Annotated in this window: 14 protein-coding genes; 5 read left to right on the top strand and 9 right to left on the bottom strand. The window is 45.7% G+C overall.

The genetic code is table 11. The features are described 5' to 3' along the window. The first annotated feature begins 166 nt into the window (after nt 1-166). Nucleotides 167-1,636: an OmpP1/FadL family transporter gene (locus H595_RS0120735; protein WP_027672835.1), complete on the top strand. Its 1,470-nt coding sequence runs from the start codon at nt 167-169 to the stop codon at nt 1,634-1,636. 78 nt (nt 1,637-1,714) lie between these two features. Here the strand turns inward: H595_RS0120735 and H595_RS0120730 are convergent, their stop codons facing one another. Continuing rightward, entirely contained in the window at nt 1,715-3,022 is a 1,308-nt protein-coding gene (locus H595_RS0120730) for a DUF4397 domain-containing protein (RefSeq protein ID WP_027672834.1), read from the bottom strand. Between the two features lie 315 nt (nt 3,023-3,337). Here H595_RS0120730 and H595_RS0120725 point away from each other — a divergent pair, with 315 nt between their 5' ends. Then, nucleotides 3,338-4,444: a phosphoribosylaminoimidazolesuccinocarboxamide synthase gene (locus H595_RS0120725; RefSeq protein ID WP_027672833.1), complete on the top strand. Its 1,107-nt coding sequence runs from the start codon at nt 3,338-3,340 to the stop codon at nt 4,442-4,444. A gap of 202 nt (nt 4,445-4,646) precedes the next feature. On the opposite strand, the gene H595_RS0120720 is transcribed toward H595_RS0120725, so the two are convergent. The 6 genes from H595_RS0120720 to H595_RS0120695 all read right to left on the bottom strand — a co-directional run bounded on the left by H595_RS0120720 (nt 4,647) and on the right by H595_RS0120695 (nt 8,632). After that, nucleotides 4,647-5,138, bottom strand: coding sequence for a GNAT family N-acetyltransferase (locus H595_RS0120720; protein WP_240474962.1), 492 nt, complete (start codon nt 5,136-5,138; stop codon nt 4,647-4,649). Then, a complete protein-coding gene (locus tag H595_RS0120715) occupies nt 5,119-5,946 on the bottom strand; it encodes an alpha/beta hydrolase (RefSeq protein WP_027672831.1) in 828 nt (275 codons plus the stop codon). The genes H595_RS0120720 and H595_RS0120715 overlap by 20 nt, the downstream gene beginning before the upstream one ends. 59 nt (nt 5,947-6,005) lie before the next feature. Next, nucleotides 6,006-6,470, bottom strand: a complete 465-nt coding sequence (locus H595_RS0120710; protein WP_027672830.1) for a nuclear transport factor 2-like protein — start codon at nt 6,468-6,470, stop codon at nt 6,006-6,008. A 169-nt stretch (nt 6,471-6,639) separates the two neighbouring features. Continuing rightward, entirely contained in the window at nt 6,640-7,614 is a 975-nt protein-coding gene (locus H595_RS0120705) for a DUF4097 family beta strand repeat-containing protein (protein ID WP_027672829.1), read from the bottom strand. A gap of 9 nt (nt 7,615-7,623) precedes the next feature. Further along, a complete protein-coding gene (locus H595_RS0120700) occupies nt 7,624-8,115 on the bottom strand; it encodes a hypothetical protein (RefSeq protein WP_027672828.1) in 492 nt (163 codons plus the stop codon). After that, a complete protein-coding gene (locus H595_RS0120695; protein ID WP_027672827.1) occupies nt 8,108-8,632 on the bottom strand; it encodes an RNA polymerase sigma factor in 525 nt (174 codons plus the stop codon). The genes H595_RS0120700 and H595_RS0120695 overlap by 8 nt, the downstream gene beginning before the upstream one ends. A gap of 441 nt (nt 8,633-9,073) precedes the next feature. Between H595_RS0120695 and H595_RS0120685 the strand changes: the two genes are divergently transcribed. Next, on the top strand, nt 9,074-9,829 hold the full coding sequence (locus H595_RS0120685) for a pseudouridine synthase (RefSeq protein WP_027672826.1): 756 nt from the start codon (nt 9,074-9,076) through the stop codon (nt 9,827-9,829). Here H595_RS0120685 and H595_RS0120680 read toward each other — a convergent pair. Further along, entirely contained in the window at nt 9,770-10,966 is a 1,197-nt protein-coding gene (locus H595_RS0120680) for an MFS transporter (protein WP_027672825.1), read from the bottom strand. The genes H595_RS0120685 and H595_RS0120680 overlap by 60 nt on opposite strands. Nucleotides 10,967-11,087: 121 nt before the next feature. On the opposite strand from H595_RS0120680, the gene H595_RS0120675 reads away from it, so the two are divergent. Both H595_RS0120675 and H595_RS23290 read left to right on the top strand, forming a co-directional pair. After that, nucleotides 11,088-12,440 carry an MATE family efflux transporter gene (locus H595_RS0120675; protein ID WP_027672824.1) on the top strand — a complete coding sequence of 451 codons (1,353 nt, stop codon included), beginning with the start codon at nt 11,088-11,090 and terminating at the stop codon, nt 12,438-12,440. 76 nt (nt 12,441-12,516) lie between these two features. Beyond that, nucleotides 12,517-13,170 (top strand): DUF5610 domain-containing protein, encoded by a 654-nt coding sequence (locus H595_RS23290; protein WP_169338574.1) that lies wholly within the window; start codon nt 12,517-12,519, stop codon nt 13,168-13,170. Nucleotides 13,171-13,195: 25 nt separating this feature from the next. Here H595_RS23290 and paeA read toward each other — a convergent pair whose 3' ends face one another. Continuing rightward, on the bottom strand, nt 13,196-14,500 hold the full coding sequence (paeA, locus tag H595_RS0120665; RefSeq protein ID WP_027672823.1) for a polyamine export protein PaeA: 1,305 nt from the start codon (nt 14,498-14,500) through the stop codon (nt 13,196-13,198). Nucleotides 14,501-14,659: the final 159 nt, after the last annotated feature.

Genomic DNA, 14,659 nt, shown 5'->3' with positions numbered 1-14,659 from the left:
TTTTAACTTAGTTAAAAATACTAACTATTAGTCATATAAACCACTTTAGCAAAACATGCTTTTATTACATTAACGACTAAACAATCAGCACTTACATTCTAGAGTATGTACTCTAAGGTACGACCTCTTTTATACTGCCGCGTTTTACATTCAACGGGGTATGTATATGATTAGAACAACTGCTATTTCGCTTGCCGTATTTTCTGCGCTTATTTGTCTGTCGGCACAGGCTGAAGGCTATAAATTATTCGAACAATCCGTCAGCAGCATGGGCAATGCTTATGCTGGTCGTGGTGCACAAATTACTGATGCCAGCCTGGTTTACTCAAACCCGGCTGCCATCACAAAGCTTGATGGCACACAATTAACTGGCGGCCTATCGCTGATTACCGCTAAAACTAATTACGGTAATGCCCAAGCACAAAGCGCTAACGGCCAATCAGTAGTTGGTCGTACCGAAGGCGCAAATAGTTTAAATGAATTGGTCCCTTTTGTGTTTTATGCCGATAAAATCAACAATGACGTAAGCTGGGGTATCGGCTTTTATGTGCCATTTGGTCTGTCATCAGATTACGATAATGACTTTGTCGGTCGCTATTTTGCCGATGAAACAGCTATTCAGGTGCTAAGCTTACAACCCTCCATTGGCTATAACCTGAATAAACATTGGTCTGTCGGTGCTGGTATCTCAATTAACCGTGCCGCGGGTACCTTATCAAAGTACAAAGATCACAGCGGCCTGTGTGAGCTAGGCGAACAAACAACAAATGCTATGTTCGGTGCACCTGTGTATAACGCAGCTTACTGCAATAGTCATTATGAAGTAGAAGGCGATGATATTGCTTTTGGCTATACGTTAGGCATTCATGCAGAGCCGCTTGACGGCACACTCCTGGCATTGATGTACCATTCCGCAATTCGTTTTAATTTAAAAGGCGACTCTGTCATTACTAACGCCCCGATTACCGGAGCTAATGTGGTCGGTAATCCTAATTTCATGGTTGTAGCCCCTCACCTGCCTGCTATTGATTTATCCACGGGTAAACTGGCGTCACAAAGTAAGCTAACGGAAGCCAGTCAACTGGCGCTAACAACTCCCGCATCAGCGGCATTTAGTGTTGATCAGCAGCTGACAAAGGCGTTGTCAGTGCAATTTAGTGCAGTTTGGACTCAGTGGAGTGAGTTTCAGAGCATCGATATTGTCAGTAACGACACTAATCCGAGTATTTCGCTTAATACGCAAACTGCAGCAAACCTGAACAACGAAGGGCAAATTGGCTACATTCCAGAGTATTGGCACAACGTGTGGGGCTTTGCTGTTGGAGCAACCTACCAATACCAACCTGACATTACGCTAAAAGCCGGTATGGCATATGATGAAAACCCTATATCAACTAGCCACAAAACGGCCCGCATTCCTACTGACGATCGTTTATGGATTACTGTAGGTACACATTGGCAGTTAAATCAGCATCTTAGTTTTGATATTGCGTACGGTTACTTGTTTACTGGTGACGTTAGCGTGAATGAACACGAATATAATGTGCAAAATGAGCGGCTTTATCAAAGCGGTTATCAAGCCGACTACCGCAATAAAGGCCAATTGTTTTCGCTTGGCGCCAGCTACAGCTTTTAACTTCCTTTAACGTTGATAACGCAAAAGGCGATCTGATGATCGCCTTTTGTTTATTTATTAAACTATTTTACAAGTTCATTACTGCACCAGTTTTAAACGATATCCTGATGGTGCGGCGTCATCTTTTTCTGCCAACAGTGAATAGTGAACCCCTGGCTCTAACATCATGCTGGGTGTTTTATCCAACAAGGTCGTGCTGCCATTGTCCGCAACCTGAACCAATGCAATAGCGTAGTCATCTTTAGGTAAGTTAATGCTTTGCTGCTTTTTAAATTCCAGGTTTTTAATGCTGTATTTGGCCGTACTAATGGTTTCATTTTGACGGACAAAATAAAACTGTAGCTTGGTAAAATCCGGCACCAGATTAGCCACCAGCACATCATGCGCTTGAAGTTGCGGCGTATCACGCTCTAGTACCGTTAATGCTTCAGCCGCTTGGGCTTCATTGTTATACAGCAACACCGCTTTGCTATCACCAGCAGCCAAGCTTAGCAAGGCACTGTTTAATAACACATCACCATTTTCAGTACGCACCGACAGGCTGTAATCACCTTGCTCGCTGCTCACATAAGCCCCCATTTGACCAGCCGCAACGCTGGCCACAATGGTGTTGTCCAAGGCAAGCTGTATATTTTGATCCAAACTGTTGTACAGGCGGAACTGCGCACTGGCATCAACATTGTTGTAGGCAGTAACACTAGATGAATTCAGTACAATATCCAGCGATAACTGCTCGGCAAGCGGGCCATGCTTATCACGCACAATCATGACGTAAGTATTTTCATAAGCAAAGTGTACCGACTGCGCCGTAAAAATTGGCGTCGTCTGTCCGGCTTCAGTCAGGTACAGGTTAAACTTACCAAGATCACGACTTTTTGCTTCCGTTGTTACTTCGTGCAGGCTAAGTGATTCAAGTAACTCAGCGTCTGAAAAACTGGTATTTTCAGCACCAATATAAATATCTAACTGCGGATATTGCTCCGATAAATTAGCTATATGCAGATTAAATTTATCTTCCAGTTCAGCATCGCGCTTAAAACTCAGGCTAAGGTGATCATACTGCTGGTCTTGTTGTGTCAGGATAAACAGTGTTTTCATGTCTTTGGCTAGCGCAACATTTTCCTCTAACAAGTCATCTGTAGATGCCACATCCACAAACTTAACGGCATAAGTATCAGCCTCTAATGCAACCAGCGAGCTAACGTCACCGTAAGCTGCATTGCCAATACTTGTATCACCGGCCTTTAACAGTGTATTGCCCGCTATTGCCGCACCATTATAAAATTGCAGATAACTTTCTGCCGTTGCCTCGTCTTTACTGCTGCCACCGCAACCTGCCAACATAGTTGTTAACAGCACAAGTGAAGATATATAAGCTAATTTCATGAAGTCCTTCCGAAGGGTAGTATTTAACGTCCTCAGGGTAAGGGCTTCACTGGGATAACTCTATGCTGTTTCACCATTTCAAACAGTTGGTTACACTTAATGACAAAGTAAAAAACCAAATTACAATAAAGCATTAATATTGATTGAACTTAATCACTTTAACACCGTTTTTTTATGATGATTTTTTGCTCATGAAGTATTTAGCGCCACCGGCAAAAAGGATAATCTTGCTGCGCTCATTACGCAGACCGATTCAGTTAAGCAATAGAATCTGCTAAACTCTGCGCGCCTTTCTCAGCCTCAGAAGACGTAAAGATGACTTTTGCAACTCAGGTTCTGGCAGTCAACGATGACTTGCCAATTCGTACAGATTTACCGGTACATTCCGGCAAGGTGCGCAGTGTTTACTGGTTAACGGCCGCAGACAGCGCACGGCTTATTCGTGAAAAAAACTACCCTGTTGCTATGGACACGCCGCTGGCTATCATGGTGATTAGCGATCGCATCTCTGCATTTGATTGCATCTGGCATGGCGAGAACGGCTTAAATGGCGTTCCGGGCAAAGGCGCTGCGCTAAATGCCATTTCTAATCACTGGTTTTCGCTGTTTAAGCAACATGGCTTAGCCGACAGCCATATTTTGGATATTCCGCACCCGCTGGTTTGGATTGTTCAAAAAGCCCGGCCGGTAAAAATTGAAGCCATTGCCCGTCAGTATATTACCGGCTCAATGTGGCGCGCCTATAGCAAGGGCGAGCGCGAGTTCTGTGGTATTACCTTGCCAGAGGGCCTAAAGAAAGATCAAAAACTGCCGGAAATTTTAATTACGCCCTCTACTAAAGGCATTCTCACTGGCCTTGATGGTGTGCCCGAGGCGGATGACGTTAATATTTCCCGCGCCGATATTCAGCGTCATAGCGCGGCCTTTGGCTTTGAACAGGCTGCAGATATTGACCTGTACGAAAAGTTGTTAAAGCAAGGCTTTGGCGTTATCAGTGATGCACTGGCTAAATTAGACCAGATGTTTGTTGATACCAAGTTTGAATTTGGCTATGTAAAAGATGCCAATAATCAAAACAAACTCATTTATATGGATGAAGTGGGCACACCCGATAGCTCACGTATATGGGACGGTGCAAGCTGGCGCAGTGGCAACATCGTTGAGCAATCAAAAGAAGGCTTCCGCCAGTGGTTACTAAACCACTTCCCCGAGCCGGATATCCTGTTAAATAAAGACCGCATGCCAGAGCGCGCAGCATTGGCGCGCGACAACGCGCTGCCCACGAGCGTGATGATGGATATCTCCCACACTTATTTAGGCATTGCAGAAAAAGTAATTGGTAAAAAAATCAGCCTGTCGGATAACCCTAAAGCTGAAATTATCGACGTGCTGGATAAACACTACGGCTTAATTAACAACTGATAACGGTGCTTAAACTCAGCATGACCGGCATGCCCTAAATCAACCGTGGAGGCCATGGATGGCCGGACAAATATGTCAGGAACATATTTGGACAGCTAAGCTGGCCCGACGGGAAAAGGACAGGAGTTCTTTTCAATCGAGCCTCAAGGATGATTTATGGTGTATTCATGGGGGTAAACCGCGTCATGTTGAAAGACAAATGTCACAACGTTTTAGTCATAAAGTATTTGGCCCCACCGGCAAAGGGGTAGTCCTGTTGCACCCACTTAACCTGATAACCATGGCGCTGATAAAACGGTTTTGCCTGAAACTCCACAGTATCCAAAACAACAAAACGACAACCACGCGCTTTGGCCATAGCTTCGGCGCTTGCCAGCATAGCACTACCAATTCCTTTACCGCGCTCAGTCTCGGCTAGCCAGAACGACTCTAAATAAAACCAGTTACCAAAAGTGCGCCCGGCTAATGCCGCGACCAGTTCACCAAAAGCATTTAATTGCTTAAGCCCCAATGCCTGGCGCTTACTAGCATCCCAGTGCTGCGCATTAAACTCGGCTATTTTCTGTTTTGCCTGATCCGCGAACTCAGAACTGTTGTCTTCTGTAAAGTTGCTCATTGTAATACCTCCCTCGGCGCGAGTTCCTCCGCATACCACCACTGCATCGGTATAATCGTCATTGTTTTTTAATGCCATAAATCCAATCCAGCCCCTGAATTGCAGTAGTTGGAAAGGCCGTGGCATGACTGGCGCCAGATACAACTGAAAATCGCAAGTCAATATTACCGCTGTTAAGTGCCCGAATTTTGTCTGTTAACTGTTTAGCCCCGGCCAGCATATCCTGGCCTTCGCCGTAAGCCGGTGTCTCGTATTCCCCAACAGATATATACACCCTGGTAGCCGCCTTGGGTTTAACCACCGACGCCGCCAGAATCATATTATTATCAAACCAGACTGACGGGCTGCCAAGTATGTAGTTGGCAAACAACGCTGGCTCAGTAAATAAAATATAAGTGCCGAATAAGCCGCCTAACGAGTTGCCGACAAAAGTGCGGTTAGTGTTGCTGGCACGGTAGTTTTGCTCAATAAACGGAAAAACCGTATCACGGATAAAGGCCATATGGCCGCTGGCATTACCGGTTTCCTGCCGCCACGCTTTAGCATTTGACGGTGTGTAATCGCGAATTCTGCTGCTGGCACCTTTTGAACCTTGCTCATACGATACAGCAACAATAATTGCCTGCTGCATGACGCCGCTGTTCATCGGAAAACGTGTCGCGCCGCTTATCAGCGGGAAGCTGTAATGCGCATCAACCAGATAAATTACCGGATACACTTTATCCGGCTGTTTGTTATAAGAAGCGGGCAGTTGAATAAACAGCGGGTAAACACGGCTGCTGGATTGCTCTTTAAGCTCAATAACCGCGCTGCGCGGTATTTCGTAAGCGGTATTGCCGTTTGCTTCAACGCAAAATAGCAGCAAAACCGCTAATAATAATTTCATTTGCTTAACCCTATTTGTAACGGCAATTTTTAACGCAACCATGCGCGGAAAAATACATATTACTGATGATACTTACGGATTACTGCAACCTTACCGTTTTCCATCTCCAATACTTCCATCATAACTTGGCTGTAAGAAATGGCTTGCTTATGCTGCGGGTGAATACCTTTGGCGCTGTTACTGTAGCGAATGGCGATGGCCGACTGATTAAAGGTAAACACATCCAACAGCTCGGCTTTATGTTCGGTGTGGGCGCCTAAATAAAACGTCATGCCTTTTCGCATCGCTTGTTTGCCATCAGGCTGGCGCGAATCGTCAGTAACATAAGGTAAATGTGAATGGCCGATATCATCGGTTAAAAGCGCCAGGTAGTTTTCCAGATCCTGTGTTGTCGCATCAGGTGCCTGCGTCGCCACCATCGCCTTAAAATACTGCTGTGCAAAAGCATTTAAGTCTATTTCTGTCTCAGCTGTTACCGATAGTGACAAAAATACTGCAAACGCAGCAAGTAACTTATGTTTCATAGCAAGCTCCATATCTACTTATTCAAAGCATGTAATTTATCAATCCAATCTATGCTGTTATCTAAATGAAAATCAATCATTTTTTCTAAATTAGCCTTTGATGCAACAAATAACAAAGACCGCTATAGCGGCCTTTGTTATTTACAGGAAAAGTGACTTTTTATACGGTTTACAACTTATCCAGCTCGACATCACCGCTTACTGTGTTTAGCTCTACGCTGCCATCACCACTGCCCAATGTAAACTGCAGGCTGCGGGCTGGGCCATATTTGGCTTTAGTAGCTTTGTCGCTGCTAAGTTTGTTATCGATGCTGCCACCGGCTGAGGCTTTAATATCAAACCGGGCGCTAACATTCGTATCCAGCTTTAATTCAATATCACCGCTGACACTGCTGCCGCTGATGCGTGGGCTAACCGAGTTAGCGAGCTCTGCTTCAATCTCGCCGTTAACGGTGCTTAATTTCAGCTGTGTTGTACTGGTCATTTTCAGTTTAGCATCACCGTTTACCGTGCTTACCGTCACTTCCTCGGCATTGGTTCTGGCTTTGACCTCACCATTTACCACGCTGTACTCCAACCGGCCAGATGAACCAACATCAGTTATTTTTCCGTTGACTGAACTCAGCGTTATTTGGCCACTATTGTCTTTACTATTAATCTCACCATTTACTGTACTTAACTGCACCAAATTTGCCAGCTCTACTGCCGCAATGGTGCCATTCACCGTGCCTATATTGCTGCCACCCGTAATGCCGCTGAGGCTCACATCGCTGTTTACACCTTTAAATTCAACGCTGCTGCCAATGGGTACTTCAATACGTAAGTCAGCGGCATTTGATTTTTCGTTGCCGCGGTAATTCACCTGGCGTGGCATGGTCATTTCAAAGCGGGTAAAACCGTCTGCTGATTCCAGCGTGTAACCGGTGGCCTTTTCATCCAGTTTTCCAACAATCTTAAACTGGTTGCTGTTTACAGCTTTAATGGCTATCTCACCGCTCATAACTTCGAGATAGATTTTTTCATTGCCGGCCACGTTGCGACTTTCGTCAACCGTTTCACGCGAGTCGGCAAACGCCGGTAAGCTGATGTTTAACAGCATTAGCGCCGTAAGCGCTACCTGCCATGGTTTTGTTAATGTAAGCATAAATTACTCCTAACTGATCACTGAATTGTGGTGCAGTGTCGCCCGCTGAATATACGACAACTGCTGCTGATATAAGCGTTGCAACTGCGCTAAAAGCTGCGGTTCATCCGGATAAAATAGTAGTGCCCCTCGCACCTGCGCTATGGCCTGGTCCCATACCTGCAATTGTTGCTGCCAGTTATCAAACCCCTCATTTACTTCTGCCATTTGGCTTAACTGGCGGGCTTTTTGCTGCTCAAACACTTGCAATAGCATCAGCTCTGCTGTGGGCATTTTCGCCAGGCTGCTCTCAGGTGCGGAAGGTAACAATAAAAGTTGCCAGCCCATTACACTGACCAAACCCAACATGGCTGCCGTTGCCAATGCTCTTATCAATCGCCTGGATTTCCCAGCCTTGCCGGGTGATATCAGCCGACTTTCAATCTCTGGCCACAAGTTACGTTCGGGTGTTATTTGCTGTGTCAGGCCCTTAATAGCCTGGTCAAGTTGCTGTTCATTCATCAGCTAACCACTCCTGTAACAATTGTCTGGCTCTAAAGTACTGCGCTTTAGAGGTACCCTCTTTAATGCCAAGCAGGCTGGCAATCTCCTGATGCTGATAACCTTCCAGCGCAAACAGAACAAATACGGCACGCGCTTGCGGCGGTATGCGCTGTATGGCCTGCTCTAAAGGCATATCTTCACTACTGCAACCAACTGTTTGCTCGATAAGCTCGTTCTGTATGTCGCTGCTGTCGGTTAAACGCAGATATTTTTCACCGCGCCACACATCAATTGCTGTGCGGGTGGCAATACTGTGTAACCAGGTCGCAAAACTGCAGTCGCCACGAAAAGCAGGCAACTGCTGCCAAACCTTAATAAACACGTCCTGACAGGCATCTTCCGCCTTTTGCCTGTTTGCCAAAAGTCGCCAGCAAATAGCATACACCCGACCGACAAACTGCTGATAAACATGATGAAATGCTTGCTTATCACCGTTTTTTGCTGCCGCGATTGCCTGCGCAATCTCCATTGCCATAAACGCCCTTAGTGGGTTCGGAATATCTTATTCAGAACATCTTTTTTGTTTGTATTGTCAGCTTAGTCGGTAGGGTAATTCGAAAGGTTTAAAGGTGAGTAAAATTTTTTTAAAAAAGAAATTCGGGAGCTTAGCTCCCGACACTAAATAGTGCTGAAATAATCCAGGAAGGAAGGTGTAACTGCAACCATTATGCGCGAAATTGATTTCAGTTTTGTTACTGTCTGGGGAAGCTTTGATGAAGCTGGATTATCCGGCGAAAAAAAACCGGGTAAAACCCGGTTGAAGAAAAAGCACTAGTTTTCTACGTGCAGTGCACGTAAGAAGGAACAAATTGCCGTTGAAGGCCATTGCAGTATTACGCTATTTTGTTACAACACAATGATTTATTTGCGACAGATCAGTTACCATTACCAGCTTACCTTGAAATGAGTAAACGTTGTGACACAACATAAACAAGCAGAACAGCATCGGCTTGCAAAGTGGATTGCCCACAGCGGCTTTTGCTCCCGCCGTGCTGCAGAACGTCTTATTACCGCTGGCAGAGTATCCGTTAATAATACACTGGCAGGACACACGCTACAGGTGTCACAACACGACCTTGTCTGTATTGACCAACAGCCGTTAGCTGCGCCGCCTCCTTTACACTACGTGCTGTACCACAAGCCTGTAGGGATAGACTGCAATGTCAAAGCTGACAACCCTGCTAGCCTTTATCAGCTAATACACCATTTACCACATCGGTTATTTGCTGTTGGCCGGCTGGATAAAGACTCCAGCGGTTTATTGCTGCTCACTAACGATGGTGCCCTGAGCCAGCAGTTAATGCATCCCGATTTTCTGCATGAAAAAGCTTATCTGGTAGAGACGGATAAAAGCATTGATGCACAGTTTATTCAGCAAATGGCATCAGGTGTAAGTTGGCAACTGGGTGAACGGCACTATCAGTCCCGCCCCTGTAACGTGATTGCCCTTGGCGAAAAACAATTCCACATTACTTTGACACAAGGCCTACATCGGCAAATTCGTTATATGAGTAAGGCCTGTGGTTACAAAGTTACTGCACTAAAACGCATCCGCCTAGACTGTATTGAACTGGGTAATTTAGCCGTTGGTGCTATGCGCGACCTTACCGCATCAGAACTTCAGCAATTGCAGGCGCTTCGCCTTAACGTACAGCCAGATACAGAGCAATAGTGTCACGCCATACATTAGCTCTGCGCCAATAACCACACCTTGCCAACCTAACCACTGCCAAAAGGGCTGCAGGTAAATGCCGCCGGTGCTGGCACCAACATAGTAAAACACCAGATACAATGCGCTGGCACTGGCTTTAGCGCGGCTAGCGCAGTGATTAACCCAACTGCTGGCTAACGAGTGGCATAAAAAGAAGCCAAAAGCGTTAATAAAAAAGCCCAGAACAATACTAACTAAGCTGCTATGTAAGGTAAATAAAGTACCCAACATCAATATCACCACGCCAGCGGCCATGCCCAGTGGCGGCGCTATTTTCAGCGCAACCTTGCCTGACAAGGCTGAACCTAAAGTGCCCGTAAAATAGGTTACAAATAGCAGCCCAATCCAAACGCTACTGAGCGAGTAAGGCGTGTCTGAAAGGACAAAGGAAATATAGGTGTATTGATTTAGAAAAATAAAGAAATTTAAACCACCAATCAGGAATGTCAGCAACAGTAAGGGCTGCTTAAGGTGATACAGATTATCGGTAAGCGCCTGCTTAGCGCTAAAATGCCTGGTACTAAAACGCGCCGCACTGGGTAAAAAACGCCAGACAAAATAACAACTTAACAGACTAAGTAATGCTACCGGCCCAAATGCCCATTGCCAATGCCCAATATCGGCCAGCGCGCCAGCCATTAAACGCCCACTGATGCCGCCCAGCGAATTGGCACTGATGTAGTACCCCACTGCCGCGACCACCGCAGGCTTAGTAAACTCCTCGCCCATATAGGCGATAGCAATGGCCGGTAACCCACCCAGAAAAATGCCTTGAAGCGCGCGCCACAATAGCAAAGCAGTAAAGCTTTCTACCTGTGTTAATGCCAATGTCGTCAATGTCATGCCAGAAAGAGTAAACAGCAACAGTTTTTTCCGGCCCCAGGCATCAGACAACGCCGCATAGACTAAAAGCGATAAGCCGAGGCTAAGCGTACCTATGGTATAAGCCCAGTTGGTTTGAAGTGGCGTAAGATTAAAATCGCGACTGAGCACCGGCAGTAAAGGCTGTAATAAATGCAGGTTGGCAAATACCACCACTGCCGCCAGACACAAGGCAAAGGTGGCACGATAAAACGCCGGGCTTTTATACTCAATCAAACATTTCACCCTGACAACAAACCACCGAGCGCTTAGTATAAAGCCATTTGACTACGCTTAGAAGGTCGCATTAGGTTATCACAGCTTGTATCATCAGCGTTTTAGCTTAAGGTTGTCTCGTATGCTGGCGGTGTTTTTTAATCTGTCGCGCCAACGTCAAATTGCGGCTATAGCGCTGCCGATGGTGCTGTCTAATCTATGTGTACCGCTGCTTGGCTTAGTTGATACTGCCGTCGTTGGCCATTTAAATGATGCACGCTATTTGGGCGGGGTTGCACTGGGTGGCAGCGTGATCAGCTTAGTGTATTTTTTATTTAGCTTTTTACGCATGAGTACGACAGGGCTTACCGCTCAGGCGCATGGTCGCAATAGCGAAGCTGAAACAATCCATTGTTTACAACAAGGCATTTCGCTGGCATTAGTTCTTAGTATCGTGTTGTTGTGCGCACAGCAGCCCATAGCGCAATTACTTATCTACTTTAGTGACGCTAGCACCGACGTGACATCACAAGCGGTTATTTACTTTAAACTTCGGATTTGGAGTGCTCCCGCCACCTTGGTTAATTTAGTACTTATGGGCTGGTTTCTTGGCAAGCAAAATGCGCGTTACCCCATGTGGATGTTACTGTGGGGCAACATTATCAACATTGTACTTGATCTGTTGTTTGTCATGGGGTTGGACTGGACCACTGAGGGTGTTGCTTTGGCTTCGGTACTGGCCGATTATGCGACGTTATTGCTGGCGATGTATTTACTACACAAAAGTGCTGGTGCGCAAATATTTTCAGCACTTAAACCGCGTGCTTTTAACTTACAAGGCAGTCGTCAGCTGCTGGCATTAAACCGGGATATTTTTTTACGCAGCCTGTGTTTACAAGCCGTGTTTGTCTTTATTGCCTTTCAGGGCGCTACCTATGGCGACAATATTGTCGCCGCTAATGCCGTACTACTGAGCTTTTTAATGCTGGTCTCCTATGCATTGGATGGCCTGGCCTATGCTGCAGAGAGTTTGGTCGGCCGTGCTATTGGCCGTAATAATGTAACCGAACTCAGCGCCAATCTTGACATTCTTGCACTATGGTGTCTTATCCTGTCGTTGCTCTTTAGCCTGAGCTATGCGCTGCTTGGCCATAACTTTGTTGCGCTGTTAACCAGTATTGTTAGCGTGCAACAACAGGCGGCTCAGTACCTAAATTGGATGATACTGCTACCGCTGGTCGCCAGTTGGGCGTATTTATTGGATGGCGTATTTATTGGTGCTACTCAAGGCAAACAACTGCGCAACAGTATGCTGTTAGCTTTGCTTGGGTTTATGCTGTGTTTTTACCTGCTTTCGCACTGGCAAAACCATGCTTTGTGGGCTGCATTATGTGTATTTATGGCCTTACGCAGTGTCATACTGGCTTATTACCTGCTTCAGCAATGGCGGCAACAACTCTTTTTTGGTATTCGATTAAAATCAGCTAATGTTTAGCCCGTCGCTGCCGATATGCAGTAACGGGCTATACTCAACTCAGTGTTTATATGCCAGATTAATCAGGAGCTGCACTATGTCGATCACTTCCAGCAACAATGCCTCTGTCGTCGGCATTAACAAGCGAAATGCTAACGCCGTAAAAACCGATCAGGTTCCGGTCGAGAGCGATAAAGCCCAGGCGAAAAAAGCACAGAATGTGGCCATATTGCGGGCAAATGAAGAAGTCTCGCTGCGCAGTAACAACGATTCATTAAGTTTATTATTTAAAACCGCTTTAGAGGGTATCAATGCCGAGTTAGAGCCAGTGTTGGGCGAAAACGCAGCGCAAAAAGTGTATGACTCGGGGATTGATACCTCGCCTGAAGCCACGGCAGATCGCATAACGGCCTACGCCACAGCATTTTATAGCCGCTATAAAGATCTAGACCCCGACACAGCTGAAGAACAGCGGCTAGACAACTTTATGAGCTTGATAAGCGAAGGCATTGAAAAAGGCTTTGCAGACGCCAAGGATATTTTAACCAGCTTGAAGGTGTTTGAAGGTGATATTGAATCTGATGTAGACAAGACCTATGGTCTGGTAATGCAAGGGCTGCAAAACTTTAGAGAAAAAATGCTTGAGCTGGCCGCCAATCCTCCAGCGCAAGATGATAACGGCAGTGATAAGCCAGTTGAAAATGAACTAACTGACAAGACCAATAACGTCATCAACAACCCAAAAGCCTAAACGCTATCCGGCGGCTGATAGCTTATTACTTTTCAGCCGCTTCAATTTTTGCCAAACGGGTGACCAACAGCTGGTCAATCTTATAGCTATCAATATCAACCACTTCAAACTTATAGCCGCCGTGCAAAACAAAGTCGGTACGTTTTGGAATTTTCCGCAACGTAAACATCATAAAACCGGCGATAGTTTCATAGCTCTCGGGGTTAGGGAAATTATCAATATCCAACACCCGCATCACATCTTGTAACGGCGTTAACCCCTCAACCAGCCAGGAGTTCGCATCACGAGCCACTATCTGCTCTTCTTCTGAGCTCACCAGTTCTCCCATCACAATACTCATTACGTCTTTCAGGGTTATTATGCCTACTACTAAGGCGTATTCATTCATGATGATGGCAAAATCAACGCCGGCTGATTTAAAGTGCTCTAAAACTTCATAAAGCGATAAGGTGTCAGGAATAATCAGCGGTGCCCGTACTATACCCTCTTTTTTTAATGAAATAGGCTGATCGTGCAGCACCTGCAGCAAGATATCACGCGTATCAACGTACCCAATGACTTTGTCCAAAACGCCATCCACCACCAAAAATTTAGCATGCGGATGCTCTGCAAGTTTCGTTTTAATGTTGTCCTGTGATTCATTCAGCGTAAAGAAAATTAAGCTTTCACGCGCCGTCATAGCCGATGTTACTGTACGTGATTCCATATCAAACACGTTTTCCAACAATTGGTGTTCATGCTCTTGCAATACACCGGCTTGCGCGCCAGCTTCCATCATGGCAATGATATCGTCGGGTGTAATATCATCTTTGCGCATCGTTGGCACATTAAACAAACTGAAAAACAGGTTGGCCAGGCTATTAAATAACCAGACTAAGGGTTTGAATACAGTAATAAGAAACAGCATTGGCGACACCACTCGGGTGGCAATTTTTTCTGGCGCAATCATGGCCAGGCGCTTTGGCATAAGATCGGCAAACAAAATAAATAAAGCTGTAACAAAGAACACTGACACCGCGAAGCCAGCATTAGCGGCAAAGATCTGGCTAAAAAACAATGAAAATAAGGCGGTAAAATAAGGGGTAAAGGCAGACTCACCTAAAATACCACCCAAAATCGCTACCGCATTTAAACCAATTTGGACAATAGTGAAAAAATTGCCTGGATGCTCCTGCAAATCCAGCACCTTGGCGGCATTAATATCGCCTTCGGTGGCCATTAAACGCAACCGCATCTTGCGAGATGCCGCTAGTGCAATTTCAGATACGGAGAAAAATGCACTGCTACTCACCAGCAACAACATCAGCAGTATATATTCCAGCGTAGTCATGGTATCTCCTTGGCATTTTTCGCAACGGACGCAGCTTACTTAAACGTCGCTATTATAGCGCTTGTTGTCGCTAAACATTGCTAACTATCTGAAAATATTCATCGTATAATGCTTTTTTTTTACTCCTCATCCTAAAAGCTTGGCTATAATTTTGCAGCA

The sequence above is a fragment of the Rheinheimera baltica DSM 14885 genome, from assembly GCF_000425345.1.
GTDB classification, from domain to species: Bacteria; Pseudomonadota; Gammaproteobacteria; order Enterobacterales; family Alteromonadaceae; genus Alishewanella; species Alishewanella baltica.
Note: the sequence above shows the minus strand (reverse complement) of the source record. Positions and strands in the feature narration are given on the sequence as shown.

Coding starts and splice junctions, on each gene's coding strand:
- H595_RS0120735 (WP_027672835.1), top strand. CDS start 167: ATGATTAGAACAACTGCTATTTCGCTTGCCGTATTTTCTGCGCTTATT.
- H595_RS0120730 (WP_027672834.1), bottom strand. CDS start 3,022: ATGAAATTAGCTTATATATCTTCACTTGTGCTGTTAACAACTATGTTG.
- H595_RS0120725 (WP_027672833.1), top strand. CDS start 3,338: ATGACTTTTGCAACTCAGGTTCTGGCAGTCAACGATGACTTGCCAATT.
- H595_RS0120720 (WP_240474962.1), bottom strand. CDS start 5,138: ATGGCATTAAAAAACAATGACGATTATACCGATGCAGTGGTGGTATGC.
- H595_RS0120715 (WP_027672831.1), bottom strand. CDS start 5,946: ATGAAATTATTATTAGCGGTTTTGCTGCTATTTTGCGTTGAAGCAAAC.
- H595_RS0120710 (WP_027672830.1), bottom strand. CDS start 6,470: ATGAAACATAAGTTACTTGCTGCGTTTGCAGTATTTTTGTCACTATCG.
- H595_RS0120705 (WP_027672829.1), bottom strand. CDS start 7,614: ATGCTTACATTAACAAAACCATGGCAGGTAGCGCTTACGGCGCTAATG.
- H595_RS0120700 (WP_027672828.1), bottom strand. CDS start 8,115: ATGAATGAACAGCAACTTGACCAGGCTATTAAGGGCCTGACACAGCAA.
- H595_RS0120695 (WP_027672827.1), bottom strand. CDS start 8,632: ATGGCAATGGAGATTGCGCAGGCAATCGCGGCAGCAAAAAACGGTGAT.
- H595_RS0120675 (WP_027672824.1), top strand. CDS start 11,088: ATGCTGGCGGTGTTTTTTAATCTGTCGCGCCAACGTCAAATTGCGGCT.
- H595_RS23290 (WP_169338574.1), top strand. CDS start 12,517: ATGTCGATCACTTCCAGCAACAATGCCTCTGTCGTCGGCATTAACAAG.
- paeA (WP_027672823.1), bottom strand. CDS start 14,500: ATGACTACGCTGGAATATATACTGCTGATGTTGTTGCTGGTGAGTAGC.